Raw genomic sequence first — 24016 nt, 5'->3', positions numbered from 1 at the left:
ATGGTAACGAAGACAGACATGAGTGAAGCAGATCTGGACGCCCGACACGCGGAAAAGATGCGCAAGAAGAAGGCGGCGCGCGACAAGATCATGGCGACGAAAACTATCGAGAAGGGATTGCTGATCGTCCATACCGGAAAGGGGAAAGGCAAGTCCACCGCCGGTTTCGGCATGATCTTCCGCAGCCTTGGCCACGGCCATAAAGTTGCTGTTGTGCAGTTCGTGAAAGGCCGGTTAGAGACCGGCGAACGCATGGCGCTGGACCGCTTCTCCGATCTCGTCACTATCAAGCGTATGGGTGAAGGCTTTACGTGGGAAACGCAGGACCGTCAGCGGGATATCTCTGCTGCGCGTGCGGCGTGGGACGCCGCGAAAGAGCTGATCAGCTCCCGTGAACACAAGATGGTTCTGCTGGATGAGCTGAACATTGTGTTGCGTTACGAATACATTCCGCTTGAAGAGGTTGTCGCTTACCTGCGTGATGAAAAACCTGAGGATGTTCATGTGGTTATCACTGGCCGTAATGCGAAGGATGAATTGATCGAGATTGCGGATCTTGTGACTGAGATGGGGCAGATCAAGCATCCGTTCCGCTCTGGCGTGAAGCCGCAGGAAGGGATTGAGTTTTAAGTCGTGCTGTCACCAGATAAGGGGATAAGAAAGCCAGCCCTGATGATACAGGGCACGGGTTCCAACGTGGGCAAAAGCGTTCTTGTGGCCGGGTTGGCCCGCGCTTTCACACGCCGCGGCCTTTCCGTTCAGCCGTTCAAACCGCAAAATATGTCCAACAACGCCGCTGTGACCGCTGATGGCGGGGAGATCGGGCGTGCGCAGGCGCTTCAAGCGCGCGGTGCCCAAGTTGCAACAAGCGTGCATATGAATCCTGTGCTGCTGAAGCCGGAAAGCGACAGTGGCTCTCAGGTGATCGTGCAGGGCAAGCGGTTTGGAACACTGCGCGGTGCGGAGTTTGGTCGGCAAAAAGGCACGCTTATCCAGTATGTTATGGAGAGTTTTGCTGAAGTTGAATCAAAAGCGGATCTGGTTCTGGTGGAAGGCGCTGGCTCCCCGGCGGAGATCAACCTTCGCAGCGGGGATATCGCCAATATGGGGTTTGCGGAGGCTGCTGACATCCCGGTGGTATTGTGCGGGGATATCGACCGCGGCGGTGTTATAGCCTCGCTGGTGGGGACGCATGCGGTGTTGGAATCTGATGAGGCAAAACGCATAAAGTCGTTTTTGATCAATAAGTTTAGAGGTGAACCCTCACTGTTTGATTCAGGTGTAACAGCTATTGAGGACAAAACCGGCTGGCCCTGCAATGGCGTGGTGCCGTGGTTTCCGCAAGTGATGGACCTGCCAGCGGAAGATGCGCTGGACCTTTCAGAGAGTACCAATCGCGGAAAGCTGAAGGTTGTCGTTCCCGTTATCAGCCGTATCGCCAACTTTGATGATCTGGATCCGCTTCGCATGGAAGCAGATGTTTCGTTGGAGTTTGTGTTGCCGGGCGAGGTGTTGCCAGCTGATGCGGATGTGGTTCTGCTGCCGGGCACCAAGTCCACCATTGGTGATCTGGCCTTCTTCCGGGCTCAGGGCTGGGACATTGATCTTTACGCCCATGTGCGCCGTGGTGGTCAGGTGCTTGGCATTTGCGGCGGCTATCAGATGCTTGGCAAGACCATAGCTGATCCGGAAGGGATTGAAGGTGAGGTGGGGTCTGTTGACGGGCTTGGCTTGCTGGATGTTGAAACGGTTCTGACACCTCACAAGGAAACCACTGAGAAGACCGGTCGGCATATTCCAAGCGGTGAAGATGTGACCGGCTACGAGATTCATGTTGGGCGGACATCTGGGCCTGACTGTGAGCGACCGTTTGTTGATCTGGGTGATCATGTGGATGGCGCGATCTCGAAAGATGGCTTGATTTCAGGCTGTTACATGCATGGCATCTTTGGTTCTGATAGGTTCCGTGCTGCTTTCCTGAAGGGCTTCGGCGCTACCTCTCAGCTGGGCTATGAGCACCGCGTGGAGCAGGCTCTGGATGCGCTGGCGGATCATCTGGAGGAGCATCTTGATCTGGATGCGCTTTGGGAGATTGCTCAGTCGCGGGTTTAGATGAGCCACGCGACTGCGGCAATAAGCAGAGCCAGCAGGGTGCAGGAGATGCCCATGAGTTTGAGTGAGCCATCGATATCATCTGCATCTACTGCTTTTCGGCCATTGGTGTTCATGAAGGGATCTTCCACGCGATACTCTGCATATTGGCGAGGACCGGCCAGAGCGATACCCAGTGCTCCAGCCATAGCCGCTTCTGGCCAGCCAGCATTGGGGGAGCGATGGTTTTTTGCTTCTCTCATGATGGTGGTGAAGGCAGCTTTGTAAGCGCGGCCTGAGATGAATGCAGAAAGTACGATTAGCAGGCCTGAGAAGCGTGAGGCGGGCAGGTTGATCAGGTCATCAAATCGGGCTGAGGCCCAGCCAAAGTCTTTATAGGTTTCGTTTTTATGGCCGATCATGCTGTCAGCGGTGTTGACGGCTTTGTAGATGAACAGACCCGGCAGACCTAACACGGCGAACCAGAAAATGGGTGCGACCACGCCATCCGAGAAGTTTTCGGAACACGATTCAATCGCTGCTCTGCTGACGCCAGCTTCATCCAGATAATCTGGATTGCGACCGACGATCATAGAGACCTGTTTGCGGGCTTCATCCAGACCGGAGTACCTCAGTGCATCGCGCACTCTGGCGACATGTTCGTAAAGACTCTTTTGAGCGATCAGCGTCATGCCAATCACGGCCAACAGGATGTTGCCTACAAAACTCCCCTCCAAAGTCGTTTGGAGTAGGGCGCCGATGATACCTGCTGTGGCAATCAGGCTTACAAGTGTTCTGACGCCATTCACTTTGCGTCGTTTTGCCGAGAAACTTGTTTTGTTGTACCAGCTTTCCAACTGGGAAATCTGCTTGCCAAACAACGTGACCGGATGCGGAAGTCTGGACCAGAGCCAGTTTGGGTCACCAATCACAGCATCCAGCAGGATCGCAAGCAGAACGATCCAGAGCGTATCTTCAAAGAACAGCATGGTTTTCGATCGCTGACAGAGACTGTTTCAGTGCGATTGCAAGCCTCTGCCTAGCAGCTTTATCGGCGGGCAGGCCAAGGCGCAACCAGCTTGGAGAGTAGTCAAATACGCGGGTCCAGATGTGCTGCTTTGCCAGTGCTTTATGCAATGCGTGTGCGTTTGGGTGGTCGATCAGGATGTAAAGATCTGTTTGGCCGACAATTGGCAGGTTCAGCTTCTGCAGGGATGCGCTGAAGATTTCCATTTCTGTTTTCAGGAAGGTGCGCATTTCGTCTTGCCAACGCAGGTCGGAAAGGGATGCGCTGCCGATATCCAGTGCAGGACCGGAGACGGCCCAGCTGCCAAGCTGGCTTTGCAGTTTTGCTGTGATCGCTTTGGGGCCAATCAGAAAGCCCAGACGCACACCGGCGAGGCCGAAGAACTTGCCGAAGCTGCGCAGCACGAGGATTGGCTGATCATCCAGTTCCGGAATGATTGAGGCATCCGGGTAAAGGTCCATGAACGCTTCATCGACAATCAGATAACCACCTGCCTTTTGCTGTTTTTCTGCCAGCTGAAGGAGTTCTTCTTTTGCAAAGATATTGCCGTTGGGATTGTTCGGGTTCACCAGCAATAGATGCTGTGTCGAAGCCTTGTGAGCCTCTGATGCGGAAATTTTTTGGACATCAGCGCCAGCCTGTTGCCAGCTTTCTTCGTGAGAAGAGTAGGTGGGACTGACGATCGAGATGGAAGAGTTCGCACCAAGCAGGGATGGGAGGGCGGTGATGATCGCCTGTGTTCCCGGGGCTGCTGTAATGCCGCTCTGCGATGGGATGCGGTAAGCTGTTCTTGCGGCCTCCAGAAGGGTGGTTTCAGCGCCTTCCGTTGGCAGCTCAGTCAAGCCGCGCAAGGTGATGTGTTCTGCTGCCGGATAAGCCACGGGATTGATGCCGGTGGAGAGGTCCAGCCAGTCCTCAGGAGTGCCGCCAAATTCGGCGATTGCCTTTGAAAGATCTCCACCATGTTGCATTGGTCGTACCCCGCTCAAACTTGCTCACCTGTTGTAGCGGGGTGCCCTTACGAATGCTATGAATCGCTGCGGAATTCTGCTGGTTTCAACAGGTGTTGGCAGCAGATACTCCTATTGGTTCATAGCCATCAATGCGATTGGTCTTGTTGATGTCGCCGCCAGCCCATTCCAGCACTTTGGGGTCCAAGGTTTTGTACCAGAGGGAGGGGATTGCAGCTAAAGCGAAGCAGCCGGGATAGCCGCTTGGCAAGCTGGGCAGATCCGGGAAGTTTCGAAGCGTTTGATAGGGGCGTAGCGGATTGGCGTGATGGTCTGAATGGCGCTGCAGATGGAAAGTGCTGAGGTTTGAAAAAATGTGGTTGGTGTTCCATGAATGGCGCGGCTGACAGCGCTCATACTTGCCATTTTCATCCTTCTGACGCAGCAAGCCGTAGTGTTCCACATAGTTGGCCTGTGTGAGGCCGTACCAGGCTACAACGCTTTGAATAACCAGCAGGAACAAAACTTTCCAGCCGAACAAGGCTGTGCAGATGGCAAAGACAATCAGGGTGATGGCATAGCCTTGCAGAATGTCGTTCTGGAGTGAGAATGTGCCAAGGCTTTTGCGATTGAGACGAGCCTTTTCGTTCTGCCAACCTCTCACAAAAGTACCAGGGATTTCTCGCAGGGCAAAGGCGTAGATGCTTTCTCCCATGCGTGCGCTGGCTGGATCTTCTGGAGTTGCTACATGCACATGATGGCCGCGGTTGTGTTCTATGCAGAAATGGCCGTATCCAACAACGGCCAGCGCCAGTTTGGCCAGCCATTGATCTGTCTTGTTGGTTTTGTGGCCTAGCTCATGAGCCAGCATGATTGTGCCGGAACCGAACAGGCCTTTGCCAAAGGCGAAGAGGGCAATGAGCCAGAGCGGAAGATCGTAAGTGCCAACAAGCCAGACGCCCGCAAACAGGTTGATCCATGCATAAGGCACCAGCCAGCGGACAAGGCGACTGTAATACGGATCTTCCGCCATTTGGGCGAGCACATCATCGGGTGGATTGTAAGGATCTTCGCCGATTAAGGCGTCCAGACCCGGGATGACGATGAAAAAATAAATGAGAGGGATGAAGAGTGTCGCGGTGACCAATGTATAGGCATAGAGCGCGACCGTGATCAGTGTGACGCTGCTGCTGGCATAGGCAATCAGCCAGTAATAGCGCTTTGCGTCCTTGTATGTGGTGATATTCCCTGCTTGATCCCGTGTTCTGAAAACCATCGCTCCCTCCCAGATGCTAGGTTTACCTTAGGGTAAGGTAGCAGCTTTTTGGGTAAAGCGAAACTGTGTTGTTTGGCGTGAGGGATTGGCGCTGATTACGCGACAGGTTCTTCTTCAGCCGCTGCCGGTTTGATGATGTCGTCCATCGGCAGGGTCTTGGACCACGTTTTGTAGCGCTTTTCCAGTTCATCGTAGTTTTCTTCGCAGCCCACGCGGAAATCCGGAAAGTTGGGGCCGCGCAGCCATTCCCCACGTGCGTTTCCTTTCAGCATCCAGCCATTGCCAGAGGAGAGGAAGAGGGTGGTGTTGAGGCTGAGGGCCTTAAACAGCTTGCGGGTGGCGACACCATGTTTCTTCAAGATGACATCCAGCTTGATGGCCTTGATCTTCCATGGTGTCAGCTTGATTGGTGCGGGCTTGCCGGCTTCAACAACAGGAATAACCTCCGGCAGCTCCAGCCGTTCAAGGGGGTAGAACTCCTTGAAATTACCAGCGGGTGATGCGCGATCCGGATTTGGCAGTTTGGGGCGATACCAGTTGACCGTGCTTGGGCTTTTGGAGGTTTCGCTCTCAATCTCAATGATTTGCAGCTGCAGTATGTTGCAGACAGGCTGGAAATCCAGATTTGAGCCTTTCGGGATCAGGATCGCTCTGCAATCCGGGCCGGGTTTATCGGCCTGATAGGCGGTTTCAGCGGACTGTGAAATGACTTTTGCATTGAGGCGCAGTTTGGCTTCTATGCCGACCTGAAAACCGTCTGACTTTCTGACGAGAAGAATATCCCAGTTGCCCCATTCTGGGTAGGCGATCCATTCCTCTGGCAGTTTGCTGATGAAGTGGGCGCACATCTCGTTTTCTGAGGCAAACTCTGCCTTGCGCCGTCTCTTTTTTCGGCGAGCAGGCGCAGAGCGTTTTTTTGATGTGTCAGTTATATCGCTCATAGAAAGCTGCCCCTTAAATCAGCCGTGCTGCAATCGCATGCCACTTGAGTTTAATTGGCAAATGCTTGCGCGGAAACGCAGAGTACCGGGTACTGCACAGGTTCTGTGGTGTTTGAGGTCGTGAAGGGGATGGATGTGCTGCGAATTCTGAAAGGTCCGATCTGGGCTGTTGATGCATTGATGGGGCAGAAGTCCTTTAAAAAGAACCCGATTATCGGCAGCCGCTGGCTGAATGAGCGCGGGTTTTATCTCAAACGCGTTGCCTGGGCAGAGCGGATGGCGGCGCTGCGCAGGAGGCAGATGGCGCATTACCTGAGTGATGATGACCGGCAGTTCTTCCATCGCAATGGCTATCTGGTGAAAGAGAATTTTCTGCCTTCTGAAGTTTTGAAGCGGGTTCAGGATGAGATTGCCACCCGCGAGTTTGCTGCAAGCGAAATGCGGCAGGGAAAAACGGTGACGCGGTTTATCGGGTTGCCGCCCTCCGTTTTGAAGGATTTGCCTGGCTTGCAGCAGGTGGTGCATGATCCGTTCCTGCAAAAAGCGATGCGTTATGTGGCCTCTTATAATGCGGATCCAATCCTGTTTTTGCATGCGGTTTTGTGGGATCTGGACAAGACACAGAAAGACCCGCAGACGGATTTTCACATCGATACCTTCCATGCGACCTCTAAATGCTGGCTGTTTTTAAAGGATGTAAAGGCAGAAGACGGGCCGTTTCATTACGTGCCGGGCTCTCATCGCTATACGCCTGAACGGCGGGAGTGGGAGTTTGATCAGAGCCTTGATGCTGTTCATCATAGCGATGGCATGCATGCAGCGGGCTCATTCCGCGCAAGTGAAAAGACGATCCGCAAGCTGGGATATGGTGAGCCTGTGAGTTTTGCGGTGCCAGCAAATACACTGGTGATCGCGGATACACACGGTTTCCACCGCCGGGGCATTGCAACACGCCCGGGTGTTCGACTTGGTCTCTTCGGAGACCTGCGCCGCTCACCGTACTTTCCATGGTCCGGGCTGGACGCACGCTCTCTGCCAGGCATCAAAGGCAGGCAATCTGAGATTTATACGGCTTATCTGAATTTCAGGAGCAAACTGACCGGCAAACCAAGCCATCATCGGGAGGTCGGACACGTAAAGATCGACGCGCCGCCGGTGTTGTGAGGGGCGAGCGACATTATTCGCGCAGAGGGCGCTGATTAATCGATACTATCAATGTTGGGAAGAAAAGTGGAGGCCTCTGCCGGAATCGAACCGGCGTACACGGATTTGCAATCCGCTGCGTCACCACTCCGCCAAGAGGCCCCGTGTGGTGTGAGAGGGCTTTTCTGATATTTGGGGCGGATAGTCAAGCGGGCAATTTCAATTCTGGTATCACTCTTGTGTAAAACACCGAAATCTATGGGGTTTACCTGAGTTCATGAATTTCTGAGTTGCACATGACCTTTGTCAAATTTCTTCGAAAAAGCTCATATTTGCATTGCAAAATTGAAAAATGGAAAAACAACAGAGGGTACTGTTTATTTTTACGGATGTGGCAGCTTGTGTTTGTGAAGCATGAGCGATATTTCTCAGCCAAAGAATCTTGCGAGACAGTGAGGACAGGATGGTCAACTTCGCGGAACAAAGAACACTGATGGTCGATAATCAGCTGCGGACCAATGATATTACAGACCTGCGCATTATTGGTGCGATGGGGAAGGTGCCTCGCGAAAAGTTCGTTCCGGAAAACCAGCAGGAGTTGGCTTACATCGATGAAGATGTGTCCGTAGATGAAAACGGCGAGCGCAAAATGCTCAAGCCGCATATCTTTGGCCGTCTTGTTCAGCTGGCTGACATTACAGACAAGGACGTTGTTCTGGTTGTTGGTGCTGCTTCCGGTTACGGTGTGGCAGTTGTTTCTTACCTTGCTGAATCCGTTGTTGGTCTTGAGGTTGATGTGGCGCTTTCTGAAGCTGCCTCGGCGAATCTTGAGCAGCTGGGTATTGAAAACGCAGCCGTGATTGATGGCGATCTGGCGAAGGGCTATGCGGCTGACGCGCCTTACGATGTTATTCTGGTCAACGGTTCTGTTGAGCAGCTGCCGGAAGCTTTGACTGCGCAGATGAAAGACGAAGGTCGTCTGGTTGTGGTTGAGGGTGAAAGCAATGCAGGTGTTGCGAAGCTTTACACCAAGTCCGGCGGTAATGTGAGTTCACGCTTTGCATTTAACGCGCATGCAAGTGCGCTGCCAGGTTTTGAGAAGCCGGAAGTCTTTGAATTTTAATTGACTTCACGCTTAGTGAGTTGAAGTGAGGCGAGGGGAAACCTTCGCCTTTTTTGTTTTTCTGTGAAAAGTTGAAATGAGTTTACCTTTTCGTGACGTGAATTACAGTTTTCTGGTCACGCAGGTTTAAAGCACTCCCAACTCCGGTGGGGTAAAATAGGAACTGCGGGCTGCTGCTGCCGTTTGCTTTGGTGATGTAGAGATATCCACGTCTCAATCATTGGGCGAAAAAACGGTAGTAAAATCTTAATGGTTCTATTAGTGTGCCTCCGGGGAATGATATTGCGTATTCGGGCTAGTTAGATTTCTGGATAAGATGTTGCTGGTTCGTCGCAGTATTTATTTTTTTTCCAAAATCGGTTTGATCGCCGGTTTCGGAAAACGCCGAATAAGATATACATTTCGGCGAACGTGTTGGGTTTGCGGTTCGTAAGATTGACCCTTGTTTGAGGCATTGAAAGTGGTTTCTCGAAAAACGTTAGCGGGTGCAGTTGCAGTAGTCGGCTTGCTTGTAAGTGCTCAAGGCGCGAATGCTCTCTCTATTAAAGAGGCATTATCGGCCACCTATCAGAATAACCCGACACTGAACGCATCACGCGCGCAGCTTCGTACGACGGATGAAGGCGTGCCGCAGGCGTTGTCCGGATGGCGCCCAACTATTACCGGTACTGGACAGTATGGATACCGTTGGGAAAGTCGCCAAGGCACCTTCAGGGATAATAGCGAATATCAGTTATCTCTTCAGGCAACGCAGCCACTATTTCGCGGGTTTAGGACAGTAAACTCCACACGCCAAGCTGAATCTATAGTTCGGGCACAGCGTGAAGATTTGCGTTTTGCGGAACAGACAGCTCTCTTTCAGGCTGCAACGGCCTATATGGATGTTATTCGCGACACTGCGCTTGTTTCTCTGCGCCGGAGCGACTTGAAGTTCCAGGAAGAGCAGGTTCGTGCCTCCAAAGACCGCTTCAATGTGGGTGAGGGTACGCGTACAGATGTTTCTCAGGCTGAATCCGGTCGTGCTCGTGCGCAGTCTGCGCTGAACACCTCTCTGGCAAACCTGAATACAAGCCGTGCTATTTTCCGTCAGGTGATCGGTATTGATCCGAAAAACCTGAGTGCTCGCACCAATATTACCAGTCTGCTGCCAAAAACAGTTTCCTCAGCAATCTCCATTGGTCAGGATGAGCATCCTTCCATTCAGTCTTCTCAGTTCATGGTTGATGCAGCGCAGTTCGCGGTAAAAACCGCTGAGGGCGTGTTGCTTCCGTCTGCAGATTTGGTTGGAACGCTTTCGTATAGCGACAACAATCAGAACCTTCCAGGTGTTACAGATAATTCTATCCGGTCGGCAACTGTGTTTGGTCGAGTAACTGTGCCAATTTATCAAAGTGGTAGCGAGTATTCTGCGGTTCGTCAGGCGAAAGAAGATCTGGGTCGTACAGAGATCCTCGTTGATGTTTCCCGTGATAGCATTCGCGCACAGGCAATTACTGCCTGGGGGCAGCTGAATGCGTCCATCGCGTCTATCACAGCGGCGGAAGCGCAGGTTGCTGCGGCTCGTCTGGCTCTAGAAGGTGTGATTGAAGAGCAGCGCGTTGGTCAGCGTACCACGCTCGATGTTCTGGACACTCAGAGTGATCTGGTTGATGCGCGTGTTACTCTCGTGACCGCACAGCGTGATCGTGTTGTGGCTGCTTATGCTGTTCTTTCAGCGGTCGGTCGTCTGGACTACGACAGCCTCGGTCTTACCGGTGCGCGTTACGATCCTACTGAACACTACCGTCTGGTGCGTGATAAGTGGATTGGTCTGCGGACCCCGGATGGACGTTAAGTTCCTCTGATAAAACGAAATTTTGAAGAAGGGAGCCTGTTGCGCTCCCTTTTTTGTTGCCCGGATTTGAGAGGATGCCAGTTTTCCTTGTGGGAATTGGCGTTTTGCCCGTTCTGTAGCTGTCAGGTGGGGCGGCTTTTCTCTTATATTTGAGTAAGTATTTATTAATGAACTGAGTCGGAAAGCCGGCGGATTAGACGCATTTAGAAGTGGAGTACATACATGGGAGCTGTTTCTCAAGGTAACGAGCCTTCCATGGAGGATATCCTGAGCTCGATCCGCAAGATTATTTCGGATGACGAAGCGAGTGGCGCAGAGCAAATGACAGATGCTGCATTAAGTGAAGCGGACGCGGGTCGTGAACTATCACAGGACGATCTGGATAAACTCTTTGACGATGCGCCAGCGGAAATGGAGCCAGCTCCGGCGCCTGAGCCTGAAGAGGTGAAGGCGGAAGAACCTGAGGTTCTTGAGCTGACACAAAAAGAGAAGATCGAAGAGGAAATCTCCTCCTTGAAGATGGTTGAAGGCCTTGCGGATGAAGACAAAGACGACGGTGGCGACATCGCGTTTCTTGATCAGCCAGGACCGGAAGCCTTTGGATTGAGCAGCACGGAGCAGGATGATATTCTTGAACCTGCTGCCGCAAAAAGTCCGACAGAAACACTTATCTCAAGCGCGACGGACGAAGTTGTGTCCAGCGCCTTTAACGGTCTTGCCAACACGGTGCTGTCCAAGAACGCCCGTACGCTGGAGGACCTTGTTGCTGAGATGCTGCGCCCGATGCTGAAAAGCTGGCTCGACCAACATCTGCCAAGTGTGGTGGAACGGCTCGTGCGCCAAGAGATCGATCGTATCTCACGCAAATAACTTACCGGGGAGAGGGGCGTTCCGTTCCCCTCACATCTCCCGGCCTTCATCACTCCCTCTGTGAAAACCTTGTCAAAACCCGTTTGTGGTGTGGGCTGTTTGGGTATTTGTCGCTCAAATATGCTCTGTAACCGCATGAAAGGTTGACTTAGGCGAGTGCATCCGATTTACACCAGACAAACTCCATAAGTGGAAGAGCTTTTAGGTATGCTGGATAAAACATATGAGGCGGCCTCTGTTGAGCCGCGGATTTACGAAGCCTGGGAACAGGCTGGGGCCTTTAAGGCAGGTGCGGGCGCAGAAGATGGAGCTGCGACCTACTCAATCGTGATTCCGCCGCCAAACGTGACGGGCTCTCTGCATATGGGCCACGCACTCAACAACACCCTGCAGGATATTCTTGTTCGCTACCAGCGCATGCGCGGTCGCGATGTTCTGTGGCAGCCGGGTATGGACCACGCTGGCATCGCGACGCAGATGGTTGTTGAGCGTCAGATGGCAGCTGATGGCGGCAACGTCACGCGCCGTGATCTTGGCCGTGAAGCGTTTGTTGAGCGCGTTTGGAAATGGAAAGGTGAGTCCGGCGGGATGATCTTCAACCAGCTCAAGCGTCTTGGTGCGTCTTGTGACTGGTCCCGTGAGCGTTTCACCATGGATGAAGGCCTCTCCAAGGCCGTTCTGGAAGTCTTTGTTTCCCTTTACAAAGAGAACCTGATCTACAAGGACAAGCGTCTTGTGAACTGGGATCCTAAACTTCTGACTGCGATTTCTGATCTGGAAGTTGAGCAGAAGGAAATGCAGGGTAACATGTGGCACTTCCGCTATCCGTTGGCGGATGGTGTGACCTACCAGCACCCAGTTGCATTTGACGAAGATGGCAAGGCAACCGAATTTGAGACCCGCGATTACATCGTGATTGCGACCACTCGTCCGGAAACCATGCTGGGTGATACGGCTGTTATCGTTCATCCGGATGATGAGCGCTTTAAAGAGCTGCAGGGCAAAGACATTATTCTGCCGCTGGTTGGCCGCCGTATTCCAATCATTGCTGATGATTATGTTGATCTTGAAACCGGTACAGGCGCGATGAAGGTTACGCCTGCGCACGATTTCAATGACTTTGACATTGGTAAGCGCCACGATCTGGCACAGATCTCCATTATGGACCGTGAAGCCAACATTGTTCTGCGTGAAGCAGAAGGCTTCATGGATGGTCTGGAGATGACCGACGAGTTGACCAAAACCCTTGAGACGCTTGAAGGCGTTGAGCGTTTTGCAGCCCGTAAGCTGATCGTTTCCATGCTGGATGAAAAAGGCCTGCTGGATGAGGTTGTTGACCACCTGAACATGGTTCCACATGGTGACCGTGGTGGTGTGCCGATTGAGCCTATGCTGACTGATCAATGGTATGTTGATGCCAAGACCATGGCACAGCCTGCTATTGCTTCCGTTCGTGAAGGCCGCACCAAGTTTGTTCCTGCAAACTGGGATAAGACCTATTACGAGTGGATGGAAAACATCCAGCCGTGGTGTATTTCCCGTCAGCTGTGGTGGGGACACCGTATCCCTGCGTGGTATGGCCCAGAAGGCAAGTTCTTCGTTGAGAAAAGCGAAGAAGAAGCTCTGGCGGCTGCTGCAGAGTTCTACGGCAAGCCTGTTAAGCTGATGGAACAGAACGATGCTCTGGCTGCACATGATGCAGGCGAAGCTGACTTTGTTGCCATGTACCGCGATGAAGACGTTCTGGACACCTGGTTCTCTTCTGCGCTGTGGCCATTCTCCACTATGGGCTGGCCTGACAAAACAGCTGAGCTGGCACGTTACTACCCAACGTCCGTTCTGGTAACTGGCTTTGACATCATCTTCTTCTGGGTTGCCCGGATGATGATGATGGGCAACCATTACATGAAGACCGAGCCATTCGACACGGTTTACATCCACGCCCTCGTTCGTGACGAGAAGGGCGCTAAGATGTCCAAGTCCAAGGGCAATGTGATTGATCCGCTGGCGCTGATTGAAGAGTACGGTGCGGATGCACTGCGCTTCACACTGTCTGCTATGGCAGCTCAGGGCCGCGACATCAAATTGGCGACCTCCCGTGTTGCTGGTTACCGTAACTTTGCGACCAAGCTTTGGAACGTGTGCCGCTTTGCGGAAATGAACGAGTGTCTTGCTGTTGAAGGTTTTGATCCGGCTCTGGTCAAGCAGACTGTGAACCGCTGGATCGTGACTGAAACCAGCCGCGCTATCCGCGAAGTTTCCGAGGCAATTGACACGTACCGCTTCAATGATGCTGCCGGTGGTGCTTATCGCTTTGTCTGGAACACCTTCTGTGACTGGTATGTTGAGCTGACCAAGCCAATCTTCTACAGCGATGATGAAGAGGCGAAGGAAGAAGTTCGTGCGACCACTGCTTGGGTTCGCGACGAAATTCTGAAGCTTCTGCATCCATTCATGCCGTTCATCACCGAAGAGCTGTGGCAGCGTACTGCTGAAACTGCAGGTTCCAAGCGTGATGAAATGCTGGTTCTGTCTTCCTGGCCAACTCCGATTGGTGAAGATGAGGAAGCTGCTGCTGAGATCAACTGGCTGATCGATATGATCGTTCAGATCCGCTCCGTTCGTTCTGAAATGAACGTTCCTGCGGGCGCGAAGGTTCCTGTTGTTCTTTCCGGTGCTTCCGAGCAGACCAAAGAGCGTTTGGCGATCCACGAAGCTGCGATCATCAAGAACGCACGTGCAGAAAGCGTCACTACTGCTGATGAGATCCCGCAGGGTTCTGCTCAGATCGTTGTTGGTGAAGCGACTGTTTGTCTGCCGCTGGCTGGCGTTATCGATCTGGATGCGGAAAAAGCACGTCTTGGCAAGTCTCTGGACAAGATTGTTGGTGAGCTCACCAAGATCTCCAAGAAGCTGGAAAACGAGCGCTTCCTTGCGAAAGCTCCTGAAGATGTTGTTGCTGCTGAAAAAGAAAAAGTGGCAGAGCTCGCAGAGCGTAAGGAAAAGATGGAAGCTGCTCTGGAGCGCCTTGCAGCTCTGGGCTAAAGCTCACATCCTTCTTAGAAATTCAAAACGCGGCTCCTCGGGGCCGCGTTTTTCGTTCAGGCCTTTTTCGCCTTCTTTCGTTCCTTCTTTTTCTTTGGCGTTTTTGCCTTGGGTTCTTTCTTTGTCTCAGCCTTGGCTTTGGGCTTTGGTTTTACAGGTGGCACGACGGTTTTCTCGGGCATCTGGAGATTGCCGGTTTCGCCGTAGTTGGTGACGAAGGGGTGGGCGACTTCGATGTTCTCATCTGAAATGAGTTTCAGGGTGCGGATGATGATACTTTCCTGAATGGCGAGATACTCATCACGAGTCGCGGCCTGCACGCTATCTTCGATCTGAATGACGATGCCGTTCTCGTCGATGTTCTCCAGTCTCACTTTTGCTGCGTCTGGTTGGGAGAGGGGATGTTTGGCCAGCATGCGTTTGATCTTGGTGATCAGCCTTTCCAGCTGCTCGGCGCTGGTGTCATATTTGAGGGCAAACCTGAGGACCACGCGGAAGTGGTCCTTTGCCGTGAAGTTCATAAAGTTCATCTTGGCAAGGTCCGCGTTGGGAATGGTGACCAGCGTTCGGTCTGTGGTTCTGATGCGGGTGGAGCGCATGCCAATGGATTCCACATGTCCGCGTATCTTGTTGAACTCGCAATAATCTCCAACCCGTACAATGCCGTCTGCATAAAGGATCAAGCCGCCCAGAAGGTTCTCCAGCGTGGGTTGGGCCGCAAGGGCGATGGCAAGACCACCCACACTGATACCGGCGATGATGCCGTAGAGCGGGATGTTCAGCCGCGTTGCGCCATAGGTGAGCAGGACAAGGGCGCAGATGATGGCGAAGAACTGGGTTGCTGTGCGAATGATGCTGCGATCGATGGAGGGAGCGCCGCGATTTTTCAGGAGCACCAGTTCGCTCAGAAGACGCAGGCTTTTGTAGATGATCACGGCTGCACCAATCCAGACCAGCGTTTCAATGGTCAGATCATAGACCTGCAGGACCGGTCCACCGATGTTGATCTGATAGTCCGCCAGATAGCGCAGGAAGATGAGGGAGCCGACAATGACGCTGGAGGTGATGATGCTGAGCACTTGTCGGCGAACCGGCTTCTTGCGATCCGGTAGGCGTCGCATGACGTTGATGAAGGCAAACAGAATAGCTGCTGCAATAGCAGTGATCAGGATCAGCGCGAACCACTGCCAGACGGCTTGACCGTAGTAAAGCTCCAACAACCAGGAAGGCTGGCTTTCAATCAGTGAGAACCATGCCGGAGGCAGCAGATGCCCCGGACTGCTGGCAAAGAAGTGGTAGAGATCCTGCGGGATGGAAGAGCGAGACGGAAGGTTCTTCACCTCCTCATAGAACTCAGGAATTCGGTCTACCGTTTGCGCTGAGAAAACATATTCTCCCTGCTGCGGTCCCTCTGTCATCTTGGTGATGACGATCTGGGTGAACGGGATTGTCCATGAATTCTCCAGTCCCGCCTGATTGAAGTCATAGGTACCAGCAGCGGTTCCCGGGATGTCGGGGAACGGCGGCAGCGGGATGCGGTCCAGTATCTCTTTGAGCTGGAGAACCAGCTCCAGAGAGGTTTGCTGCCGGGTTGCACTGGGAAGGCCGGAGAGATCGAAACAGCCTCTGGCACGTTCCAGAAGGATCTCGGCAAGGTGGATCTTGTTTTGCAGGCGCTCATGGTTCTTGCTCATGCCGAGCGTTTCCATGGAGAACGCTCCCATGCCGGTGTTCTCCTCATATGCTTCCTGAATGAGGTGGTTGGTTTCCTCCATGATGTCGAGGAAGCTGTCGAGGGTCGCTCTTGGGGAGCTGGTATCAGCAGGGGCGAGGGGGAACATCCCGATGATATCTTTTGCGCGGAACTCCATCAGTGGCATTGCTGGCATGCGCAAGGTCTCAGGCATGCCGTTCTCATCGCCTGGCATCTCCGGCTTCTCGGAGGGCGCTTTCAGGATCTCCTTCTGCTGCTGTTTGATGTACTTCTGGTAGAGGGATTGGGCAGGGGCCTCGCTTGGGAGTGCCAAAAACATAAGAACGCAAAGAAACGCAGAAAAAACGCGTGCAACGCATAAATAACGCAAACCAACGCAAAGAGGGGGCTTCAGGCTCTGTGCCTGTTGTTCTTGTGGTAGATATGCACGTTGTTGCTGTGGTTGCATCAAGGTCTCGGGTGTTGCCAGCAGTGAGTGTTATGAAACCAGTGACACAAGACCATTTGGGAAATTGGCGCCTTGTTATTTAAGTAAAATTTGCAGGTGAGCCATAAAAATCCACCGTGACATCTGGGCAACGCCTGTGGGTTAGCTGAGATTCCTCAGCGATTGCCGCCTGTTTGCCTCGTTCTGGCCTTTTCCCCGCGCCATTCCAGTGCTAAGCCCTGTACAGCTTGGGCGATTGAATCAATAGCTGCTGGAAAGTTTTATGGGTTTTACAATGCGTAAATATCTTGGGCGTGCTGCATCCTGCGCACTCGCTGCGTTGATTGGTGGGGCAGCTTACTCATTGCCTGCTCAAGCTCAGACACCAATTCATAACCCAGTTGCTGTGTTTAAAGGCCTCGACAAAATCACAGGCCGTATCACCACGTTTGATGTCTACATTGATGAGACCGTTCAGTTTGGTGCACTGCAGGTGACACCGCGCGTGTGTAACTCCCGCCCATTGACGGAAGCCTCTCAAACCACTGCGTTTATTGAGGTTGATGAGCTGACACTAGACAGCAAAGTGCGTCGTATTTTCAGCGGTTGGATGTTCGCCAGTAACCCAGGCGTTCATGCTGTGGAGCACAGCGTCTATGACATCTGGCTGATTAACTGTAAGAAGACCACATCGGTTCCACCGCCGGAAGGCTATGCTGGTCCTGCCGTTGAGCTTGTTTCCGAAGAGGATGAGCTGGCTGGCAAAGACTTTGTTTCTTCAGGTGAAATTCCGGTGCCGCGGCCTAAGGTTGTTGCCACCCTGCAGTAAAGATGATGCGGCCTCTTACAGGAGGCCGTTTTTGTTTTTGGGTGGAGCAGGACGCATGTCCTCAATGATCTGAAGCAGCAGCTTGCCTGAGGTTTTTTGCGGCAACGCGTTGAAATCACCATGCACCATCAACGCATTTTCCAGTAGCTTGCCGTACTGCTCTTTTGGAACTTCAGTAGCGCCGAATTGCTCCAAATGCTCTGTTACGAACTGGGCGTCCAGCAGCCTGTAGTTGCCATAGAGCAGGCGTCCATAGAGATGGACCAGCGCGACCTTTGAGGCGTCGCGTTCCAGCGAGAACATGCTTTCGCCGAAGAAGGCTCCGCCGAGCGACACCCCGTAAAGACCGCCTACGAGCTCGTCAGAAGTGTTATAAACTTCAACGGTGTGGCAATAGCCCATGGCGAAAAGCTCTGTGTAGAGCTTCCTGATCTCCGCATTTATCCATGTCTCTTTGCGCTCCGAATTGGTGGTTGCGCAATGGGAGATGACAGCTTTGAAGTTGCGGGAGGCGCGGACGATGAACTTGTCTGCGCGAACGGTTCGTGCGAGCCGTTTGGGGATATGAAATGAATCGAGCGGCAAGATGCCTCGCCGCTCGGGATCGATCCAGAAAAGATCAGGAGAATCCGCAGTTTCAGCCATTGGAAAGATGCCACAAGCATATGCTTTAAGCAGAATTTGTGGGGTAATCTTAAATTCCATGCTGGGCTGCTTTTGACCTCCCTAAATCTCCTCAGTTTTCTTCTGAGTTCTGTTCTGCAATGTGCGCTTCCAGGAACTTCTCCAGCCAATGGATATCATAGGCGCCATTGGCGATATCCTGGTTGTCCAGAAGCTCTGTGAAGAGCGGAACAGTGGTGTTGATGCCATCAACCACAAACTCGCTGAGCGCACGACGCAGACGCATCATACATTCCACACGAGAGCGGCCATGAACGATCAGCTTACCGATCAGGCTGTCATAGTGCGGAGGAATTTTGTAGCCCTGATAAACGCCGGAATCCACGCGCACGCCCAGACCGCCCGGTGGGTGGTAGTAGGTGATGGTGCCCGGAGATGGAGCAAATGTCAGTGGATGTTCTGCGTTGATACGGCACTCAATTGCGTGACCGGAGAAGCGTACATCTTCCTGATTGATGGAAAGGGTTGAGCCTGCAGCGATGCGGATCTGTTCGATCACGAGATCAATGCCGGTTACCATCTCGGTCACAGGGTGTTCCACCTGCAAACGGGTGTTCATTTCAATGAAGTAGAACTCACCGTTTTCATAGAGGAACTCGATGGTGCCCGCGCCGCGATACTTCAGCTTGCGCATCGCTTCGGCACAGATCTCGCCGATTTCCATCCGCTGCTCTTCGTTCAGAGCTGGGGAAGGACACTCTTCGAATACCTTCTGGTGGCGACGCTGCAAGGAACAGTCGCGCTCACCAAGGTGGATCGCATTGCCCTGACCATCACCCAGAACCTGCACTTCAATGTGGCGTGGTTTGCCGAGGTACTTTTCCATGTACAGCGCATCGTCGCCGAAAGCTGCTTTGGATTCAGAGCGTGCAGTGGAGATTGCAGTGTCCAGATCATCAGCGGTCTGAGCGACCTTCATGCCACGACCACCGCCGCCTGCAGCTGCTTTTACGAGAACCGGGTAGCCGATCTCTTTTGCAATTGTATGGACGTCATCTTCCGGAGTGATACCACCGTCAGAACCCGGCACAACTGGAATACCCAGTTCTTTTGCCGTGGTTTTTGCCTGAATCTTATCGCCCATCACGCGGATGTGCTCAGAGGTAGGGCCGATGAAGGTGATGCCGTGTGCCTCAAGGATTTCCGCAAAGCGTGCATTCTCGGAAAGGAAACCGTAACCGGGATGCACCGCATCGGCGCCAGTGATTTCACAGGCTGCCAGAATCTGCGGAATGTTGAGGTAGCTGTCGCGTGCTACCGGCGGACCAATACAAACACTTTCGTCAGCAAGGCGCACGTGCATTGCGTCTTCGTCGGCAGTGGAGTGGACCGCAACAGTGCGAATGCCCAGCTCTTTACATGCCCGAAGGATGCGGAGTGCGATCTCGCCGCGGTTTGCGATGAGGATCTTGGAGAACATAGAGACTACGCCTGTTATTCGATGATGATGAGTGGTTCGCCGAATTCTACTGGCTGACCGTCTTCAACCAGAATTGCAGTTACAGTACCTGCTTTTGGAGCAGGGATCTGGTTCATGGTCTTCATTGCTTCCACGATCAGGATGGTGTCACCCTTCTTGATGGATTTACCAACTTCGATGAACTGCGCTGCGCCTGGCTCTGGAGCGAGGTAAGCGGTACCAACCATAGGAGAAGTCACTGCGCCCGGATGGCTTGCTGCGTCTGCGGACACTGCGATCTCAACTGGCGCTGCAGCCGCAGGAGCTGGTGCTGGAGCTGCTACAGGAGCCGGTGCTGCGACTGCAACAGGAGCTGCCGCGACTGCGCCTGCTGACAGCTGACGAGCGACACGAACGCGGAGATCTTTGTGTTCCACCTCGATTTCGGTCAGGTTGGTTTCGTCCAGCACGTTAGCAAGCTGGCGGATCATTTCCTGATCAAACTTAGTTTCTTTCGTCATCGTTTTCATCGTCCAGTTCGAAATGCCCTGACTGGTGTCAGGAACTTTCGGTTTGGCCCCCCAAAGCGAATGTGCAGCAAGGATGGCCTTTAAAAATCTGTGAAAATCCAGTTACTCAGAGCAAAACACGGATCTTCTTAGTGAATGAACGCATCAAGCAGTCAGTCATTAACTGCATAGATGGCCATTAATTCTCTAGTTGCGAGATGCTGCTTTTAAAAAAGTATGCATCCGGTGTGCCTAGGCTGCGCATAAGGCAATATCATGTTTAACCGCGCAGAAAGGCACATTTCCCTTTGATTTACTCAGAAGTACACAAATGTAGTTGCGACTCCGCAACCAATCTGTTCTCAAAAACTCTGTGTAATGAGCTAGGTTTACTTGACGTATTGGTAAAGTGTAGCCAGACAAATAAACATAACTGGCCCTCTTATATGATCAGAGCGGACCAAGGAAAAGACCTTTGTCCGCTCTGAGCAGAGTTCTTAAGGATAAAGCAGCGAAAATGCGTTGATATGCGCGATTAAGATGAACTTACTCGCGTTCTGCTGCAATTTTTTCCTTCAAAGTGTCGTAGCCGACAGCGCCTACAATCACCTCATCACCCAGAATGTAGGATGGTGTGCCTGTGATGCCGAGCTGTTCTGCAATGGTGAAGACTTCCTGGAAGGTTTCAGCTGCGCGGCTGGACTTCATGGACTTTTCCAGATCTGCATCTGCAATGCCAAGGTCTTTCGCCACTTTCAGGCTGCTCGCCAGATTTGCACGGCCAGGCTGGCTGAGTAGGGCGAGGTGGAAGTCCTCGTATTTGTCTGGTGCAACTTCAGCAACTGCGATCGCAACGCGTGCAGCTTCCTGAGAGGCTTTGCCAAGAACTGGGAACTCTTTCAGCACTACGCGCAGGTTCTTGTCTTCATCGACGAGGCGAACGAGGTCAGACAGGGCGCGCTTACAGTAACCACAGTTGTAATCGAACAGTTCCACGAGGGTGACGTCACCATCCGGGTTGCCGAGAACGATCTGGTATTCACTGTTGTAGATCTCGTCGGAAAGGCCGGTGATGGCTTCTTTGCGAGCGCTTTCTTCTTCAGCGAGGCGACGCTTGTCCAGTTCCTGCAGTGCTTCCAGCACGATCTCAGGGTTCTGAACGAGGTACTCCTTGATGATCGTTTCCACTTCAGCGCGGTTCACCGATTCTGCTTGTGCAGAAAAAGTTGCTGGCAGCAGAGCGAGCGTTGCTGCACAAGTGATCGCAGCTCGGCGAATGAGTTTATTCATGACATCTCCTGTAACCCTGTTCGGGTGTTGGTTTTTATCTGTCTGATCTGTTAGCGGCGTCTTACCTGAGGCACTTTAACCGACAGTATATCGTCAGCTTGTTGCCAAGCCGGTGTGCCGACCTTCAATTTTTTTTGAGCACGCTTTGCGTAGCGCTGTGCGCTGCGGATATCGCCGCGGGCCATGTGACTTTGAGCTGTTGCCAGATCAGCGCCTGCGACGTCGCCGAGGCGAGCATTTGCGATGGCGAGCTGGGCATAGCCGTTCATGGAATACCGGTCTTTCTGAAGTGCTCTTGTGAGGATGCTCTTGGCTTCTTTCAGATATCTTTGGTCATTGGAGGCGACCATGGCGAAACCGAGCCAGATTTCGAAGTGCGGATTGCCCGGATAAAGGGCTAGTGCCTTGCGGAATGGTGCGATAGCGGCTTTGGGCTTGCCGCCTTCGAGCAGGGCTTGTCCCTTAATCTCATAGAAGTATGGATACTCCGGAGCCTTCGCGATCAGCGCGTCGATTTTTCTGACGGCTTTGGAAACTTTGTCAGAGCGCATGCTGGCAATCGCGCGGGCATACTGTGCGGCAAGGCTTTTGTCTTTGTCCGGGTAAGCCCGGTAAACAGAGTTTTTGTGACTGGTAAAGGCCAGCAGTTTGGCTTTGACCATGTCATGCTTCAGCTGAAGGCGTTCAGGATCCTTCTTGTTGAAGTGCCTGTTTTTTGCGCCTTGTTCTGAAGTGCGTTGAAACGTGCACGCGGCATTGGGTGGCTGAGTGCGTATGGATCAACATACTGAGCTGAGAACAATGCCTGATCTGCCATGCGCTCGAACGTGGTGAGCATGCCTTTGGCCGAAACGCCAACGCGATCAAGGTAGCGCAGTGCTGCCTGGTCAGCTGCAGATTCTTCTGAGCGGCGATAGGACAGGAAGTTACGCTGTGCGAGAGCGCCACCGCCAGATACAGCTGCCGCACCGCCTCGTGCGATGGAGCTGTTGCCTGTGGTTGCGCCTGCTGCCATTGCACCAGCACCAAGGATCATGCCGATGACGGACATGATTTGTGCGTTGGAGGCAGCCTGGCGCATACGAACGAGGTGATTACCTGCGATGTGGCCGGTTTCGTGCGCAATCACGCCGATCACTTCGCTTGGTGTTTTGGCGTCCATGATCACGCCGAGGTTGATGAACATTCTGCGGCTGTCAGGCACAAAGGCGTTGAAGCTTTTGTCGTTGACCAGAATAATCTCAACCTGATTTGCAGGAAGGCCTGCAGCACGGAAAATTGGTTTGGCGTACTCGCGCAACAAATCTTCAGTCTCAGCATCACGAACGAGGGGGAGACCCTTCTTTTGTTGAGCTTGAGCTGTGGTGATTGCCACATTAGGTACAACCAGTGAAAGTGCAGTCGCTGTGATGAGAAAATTGCGCGCAAACTTTGTTGCTTGTGATTTGACTGGTTCAATCACACGTTTCAATGCATTGTTCTTAAATTGCACGTCAAGTCCCCTTAGTTGGCTTGGCAGGCGCAGAGCGGTTCGCACTTAAAGTACTACATAGACTTTCAAATAAGCCTTAACCACCCAAGATAGGCAGTTATTAGGCAAAATTGCTAGGTGGCCCGAAAAATTAAAGCACAGGCTTTGAGAAGAAGAAATAAGAGGGAATGCATTTGTCAGTATTAATGGGATCAAAACGGAGTGAAGTGCTGCCATTTCAAGCTATGGAAGTGCTGAATGCTGCTAATCGCCTTGAGCAAGCCGGTGAACATGTGCTGCACATGGAAGTTGGGCAGCCTGGCGCACCGGTTCCTGACTCGGTTTTAAAGGTGGCGCATGAGTATCTGTCTTCCGGTCTCCTGGGGTACACAGAGGCGCAGGGCATTCCACTGCTGAAGAAGAGCATTGCACGCTATTACAAGCAGACCTTTGGGCTTGAAGTGCCGGAATCCCGAATCTTTGCAACCACCGGTTCTTCTGCCGGCTTCAATCTGGCGTTTTTGGCGGGTTTTGATCGGGGGGACCGGATTGCGATTACATCTCCGGGATATCCAGCCTATCGCAATATCATTGAAGTGCTTGGCTTGGAGTGTGTGGAAATCGAAGTTGGGCCGGAGACCCGATGGTCGCTGACGCCAGAGATCCTTGAGGAGGTGCACAAGGAAAAGCCTCTCAAAGGGGTGTTGGTGGCAAGTCCGGCTAATCCGACAGGCACCATGATGTCGCCTGAAGCCTTGAAAGCACTGGTGGAGGCCTGTGAGGCGTTGGACCTCTGGTTTATCTCAGATGAGATTTATCATGGTCTTGCCTATGACATGCAGGAGGAGACCGCACTTCGGTTTACGGACAAGGCGATCATCGTCAACAGTTTCTCCAAGTACTACTGCATGACCGGTTGGCGTATCGGCTGGATGGTGTTGCCTGAGGTTCTGGTGCGGCCGATCGAGCGGATTGCGCAGAGCCTTTACATCTCACCGCCGGAACTGGCGCAGGTGACTGCTGCAGCTGCGTTTGATGCGGTGGAGGACTACGAAAAGATCAAGGCGGGTTATGCTGCGAACCGTCAGGTGTTGCTGGATCACTTGCCTCAGCTGGGCTTTGATGTGCTGCCAGTGGATGGCGCGTTCTATGTTTATGCTGGTGTCTCCAAGCTGACCAATGACTCAATGGATTTCTGTCAGCGTATGCTTGCCGAAACGCATATTGCTGCAACACCGGGTGTCGATTTTGATCTCACTCGCGGCCATCAGTTCATGCGTTTTTCCTTTGCAGGTAAGGAGGCTGATATCAAGCTGGCCGTTGACCGATTGGAAAGTTGGCTGAAGTAGAGCCGAACGAATAACAAAAAAGCCCGCTCAAATTAGCGGGCTTT

At 52.8% G+C, this 24016-nt stretch carries 20 protein-coding genes and 1 tRNA gene; 9 read left to right on the top strand and 12 right to left on the bottom strand.

Annotated elements, in window-relative coordinates; translation table 11 throughout:
- Nucleotides 1–630: a cob(I)yrinic acid a,c-diamide adenosyltransferase gene (gene cobO, locus PSE_RS17040; protein ID WP_008546500.1), complete on the top strand. Its 630-nt coding sequence runs from the start codon at nt 1–3 to the stop codon at nt 628–630.
- Nucleotides 631–672: 42 nt separating this feature from the next.
- Nucleotides 673–2112: a cobyric acid synthase gene (locus PSE_RS17035; RefSeq protein ID WP_051125934.1), complete on the top strand. Its 1440-nt coding sequence runs from the start codon at nt 673–675 to the stop codon at nt 2110–2112.
- On the opposite strand, the gene cbiB is transcribed toward PSE_RS17035, so the two are convergent.
- The 4 genes from cbiB to PSE_RS17015 form a co-directional block, all read right to left on the bottom strand.
- Entirely contained in the window at nt 2109–3080 is a 972-nt protein-coding gene (gene cbiB / locus PSE_RS17030; RefSeq protein ID WP_014285993.1) for an adenosylcobinamide-phosphate synthase CbiB, read from the bottom strand. The two genes, PSE_RS17035 and cbiB, sit on opposite strands and share 4 nt — an antisense overlap.
- Nucleotides 3067–4089: a threonine-phosphate decarboxylase CobD gene (gene cobD, locus PSE_RS17025; RefSeq protein WP_014285992.1), complete on the bottom strand. Its 1023-nt coding sequence runs from the start codon at nt 4087–4089 to the stop codon at nt 3067–3069. The genes cbiB and cobD overlap by 14 nt, the downstream gene beginning before the upstream one ends.
- A gap of 85 nt (nt 4090–4174) precedes the next feature.
- The gene (locus PSE_RS17020; protein ID WP_014285991.1) at nt 4175–5344 is read right to left on the bottom strand and encodes an alkane 1-monooxygenase; all 1170 of its coding nucleotides are present in this window, start codon (nt 5342–5344) and stop codon (nt 4175–4177) included.
- Nucleotides 5345–5439: 95 nt separating this feature from the next.
- A complete protein-coding gene (locus tag PSE_RS17015; RefSeq protein ID WP_014285990.1) occupies nt 5440–6285 on the bottom strand; it encodes a hypothetical protein in 846 nt (281 codons plus the stop codon).
- 54 nt (nt 6286–6339) lie between these two features.
- Here PSE_RS17015 and PSE_RS17010 point away from each other — a divergent pair, with 54 nt between their 5' ends.
- On the top strand, nt 6340–7449 hold the full coding sequence (locus PSE_RS17010; protein WP_208997970.1) for a phytanoyl-CoA dioxygenase family protein: 1110 nt from the start codon (nt 6340–6342) through the stop codon (nt 7447–7449).
- A gap of 67 nt (nt 7450–7516) precedes the next feature.
- Here PSE_RS17010 and PSE_RS17005 read toward each other — a convergent pair.
- Nucleotides 7517–7590, bottom strand: a tRNA-Cys gene (locus PSE_RS17005).
- A 301-nt stretch (nt 7591–7891) separates the two neighbouring features.
- On the opposite strand from PSE_RS17005, the gene PSE_RS17000 reads away from it, so the two are divergent.
- From PSE_RS17000 to PSE_RS16985, 4 genes are all read left to right on the top strand, one after another.
- Complete coding sequence (locus PSE_RS17000; RefSeq protein ID WP_008546544.1) at nt 7892–8551, top strand: protein-L-isoaspartate O-methyltransferase; 660 nt, start codon at nt 7892–7894, stop codon at nt 8549–8551.
- A gap of 460 nt (nt 8552–9011) precedes the next feature.
- Nucleotides 9012–10385, top strand: coding sequence for a TolC family outer membrane protein (locus PSE_RS16995; protein WP_041768642.1), 1374 nt, complete (start codon nt 9012–9014; stop codon nt 10383–10385).
- Nucleotides 10386–10607: 222 nt separating this feature from the next.
- Nucleotides 10608–11255, top strand: a complete 648-nt coding sequence (locus tag PSE_RS16990; RefSeq protein ID WP_014285987.1) for a PopZ family protein — start codon at nt 10608–10610, stop codon at nt 11253–11255.
- Between the two features lie 207 nt (nt 11256–11462).
- Entirely contained in the window at nt 11463–14300 is a 2838-nt protein-coding gene (locus PSE_RS16985; RefSeq protein ID WP_041768641.1) for a valine--tRNA ligase, read from the top strand.
- Nucleotides 14301–14356: 56 nt separating this feature from the next.
- On the opposite strand, the gene PSE_RS16980 is transcribed toward PSE_RS16985, so the two are convergent.
- Nucleotides 14357–16333: a mechanosensitive ion channel family protein gene (locus PSE_RS16980; RefSeq protein ID WP_014285985.1), complete on the bottom strand. Its 1977-nt coding sequence runs from the start codon at nt 16331–16333 to the stop codon at nt 14357–14359.
- Between the two features lie 391 nt (nt 16334–16724).
- Between PSE_RS16980 and PSE_RS16975 the strand changes: the two genes are divergently transcribed.
- The gene (locus tag PSE_RS16975) at nt 16725–17270 is read left to right on the top strand and encodes a DUF2155 domain-containing protein (protein ID WP_008546745.1); all 546 of its coding nucleotides are present in this window, start codon (nt 16725–16727) and stop codon (nt 17268–17270) included.
- Between the two features lie 15 nt (nt 17271–17285).
- Here the strand turns inward: PSE_RS16975 and aat are convergent, their stop codons facing one another.
- From aat to PSE_RS27525, 6 genes are all read right to left on the bottom strand, one after another.
- Nucleotides 17286–17975 (bottom strand): leucyl/phenylalanyl-tRNA--protein transferase, encoded by a 690-nt coding sequence (gene aat, locus PSE_RS16970; protein WP_014285983.1) that lies wholly within the window; start codon nt 17973–17975, stop codon nt 17286–17288.
- Between the two features lie 31 nt (nt 17976–18006).
- Nucleotides 18007–19374, bottom strand: a complete 1368-nt coding sequence (gene accC / locus PSE_RS16965) for an acetyl-CoA carboxylase biotin carboxylase subunit (RefSeq protein WP_014285982.1) — start codon at nt 19372–19374, stop codon at nt 18007–18009.
- Between the two features lie 14 nt (nt 19375–19388).
- The gene (accB, locus tag PSE_RS16960; protein ID WP_008547175.1) at nt 19389–19883 is read right to left on the bottom strand and encodes an acetyl-CoA carboxylase biotin carboxyl carrier protein; all 495 of its coding nucleotides are present in this window, start codon (nt 19881–19883) and stop codon (nt 19389–19391) included.
- A 525-nt stretch (nt 19884–20408) separates the two neighbouring features.
- Nucleotides 20409–21152: a DsbA family protein gene (locus PSE_RS16955; protein WP_014285981.1), complete on the bottom strand. Its 744-nt coding sequence runs from the start codon at nt 21150–21152 to the stop codon at nt 20409–20411.
- 50 nt (nt 21153–21202) lie between these two features.
- Complete coding sequence (locus PSE_RS27530) at nt 21203–21814, bottom strand: M48 family metallopeptidase (protein ID WP_051125933.1); 612 nt, start codon at nt 21812–21814, stop codon at nt 21203–21205.
- An 8-nt stretch (nt 21815–21822) separates the two neighbouring features.
- The gene (locus PSE_RS27525) at nt 21823–22644 is read right to left on the bottom strand and encodes a M48 family metallopeptidase (RefSeq protein ID WP_208997969.1); all 822 of its coding nucleotides are present in this window, start codon (nt 22642–22644) and stop codon (nt 21823–21825) included.
- A gap of 185 nt (nt 22645–22829) precedes the next feature.
- On the opposite strand from PSE_RS27525, the gene PSE_RS16945 reads away from it, so the two are divergent.
- Nucleotides 22830–23972 carry a pyridoxal phosphate-dependent aminotransferase gene (locus PSE_RS16945; RefSeq protein WP_014285980.1) on the top strand — a complete coding sequence of 381 codons (1143 nt, stop codon included), beginning with the start codon at nt 22830–22832 and terminating at the stop codon, nt 23970–23972.
- Nucleotides 23973–24016 lie beyond the last annotated feature (44 nt).

It is taken from the genome of Pseudovibrio sp. FO-BEG1 (assembly GCF_000236645.1).
Lineage (GTDB): Bacteria > Pseudomonadota > Alphaproteobacteria > Rhizobiales > Stappiaceae > Pseudovibrio.
This window is presented reverse-complemented; position numbering and strand designations above follow the sequence as displayed.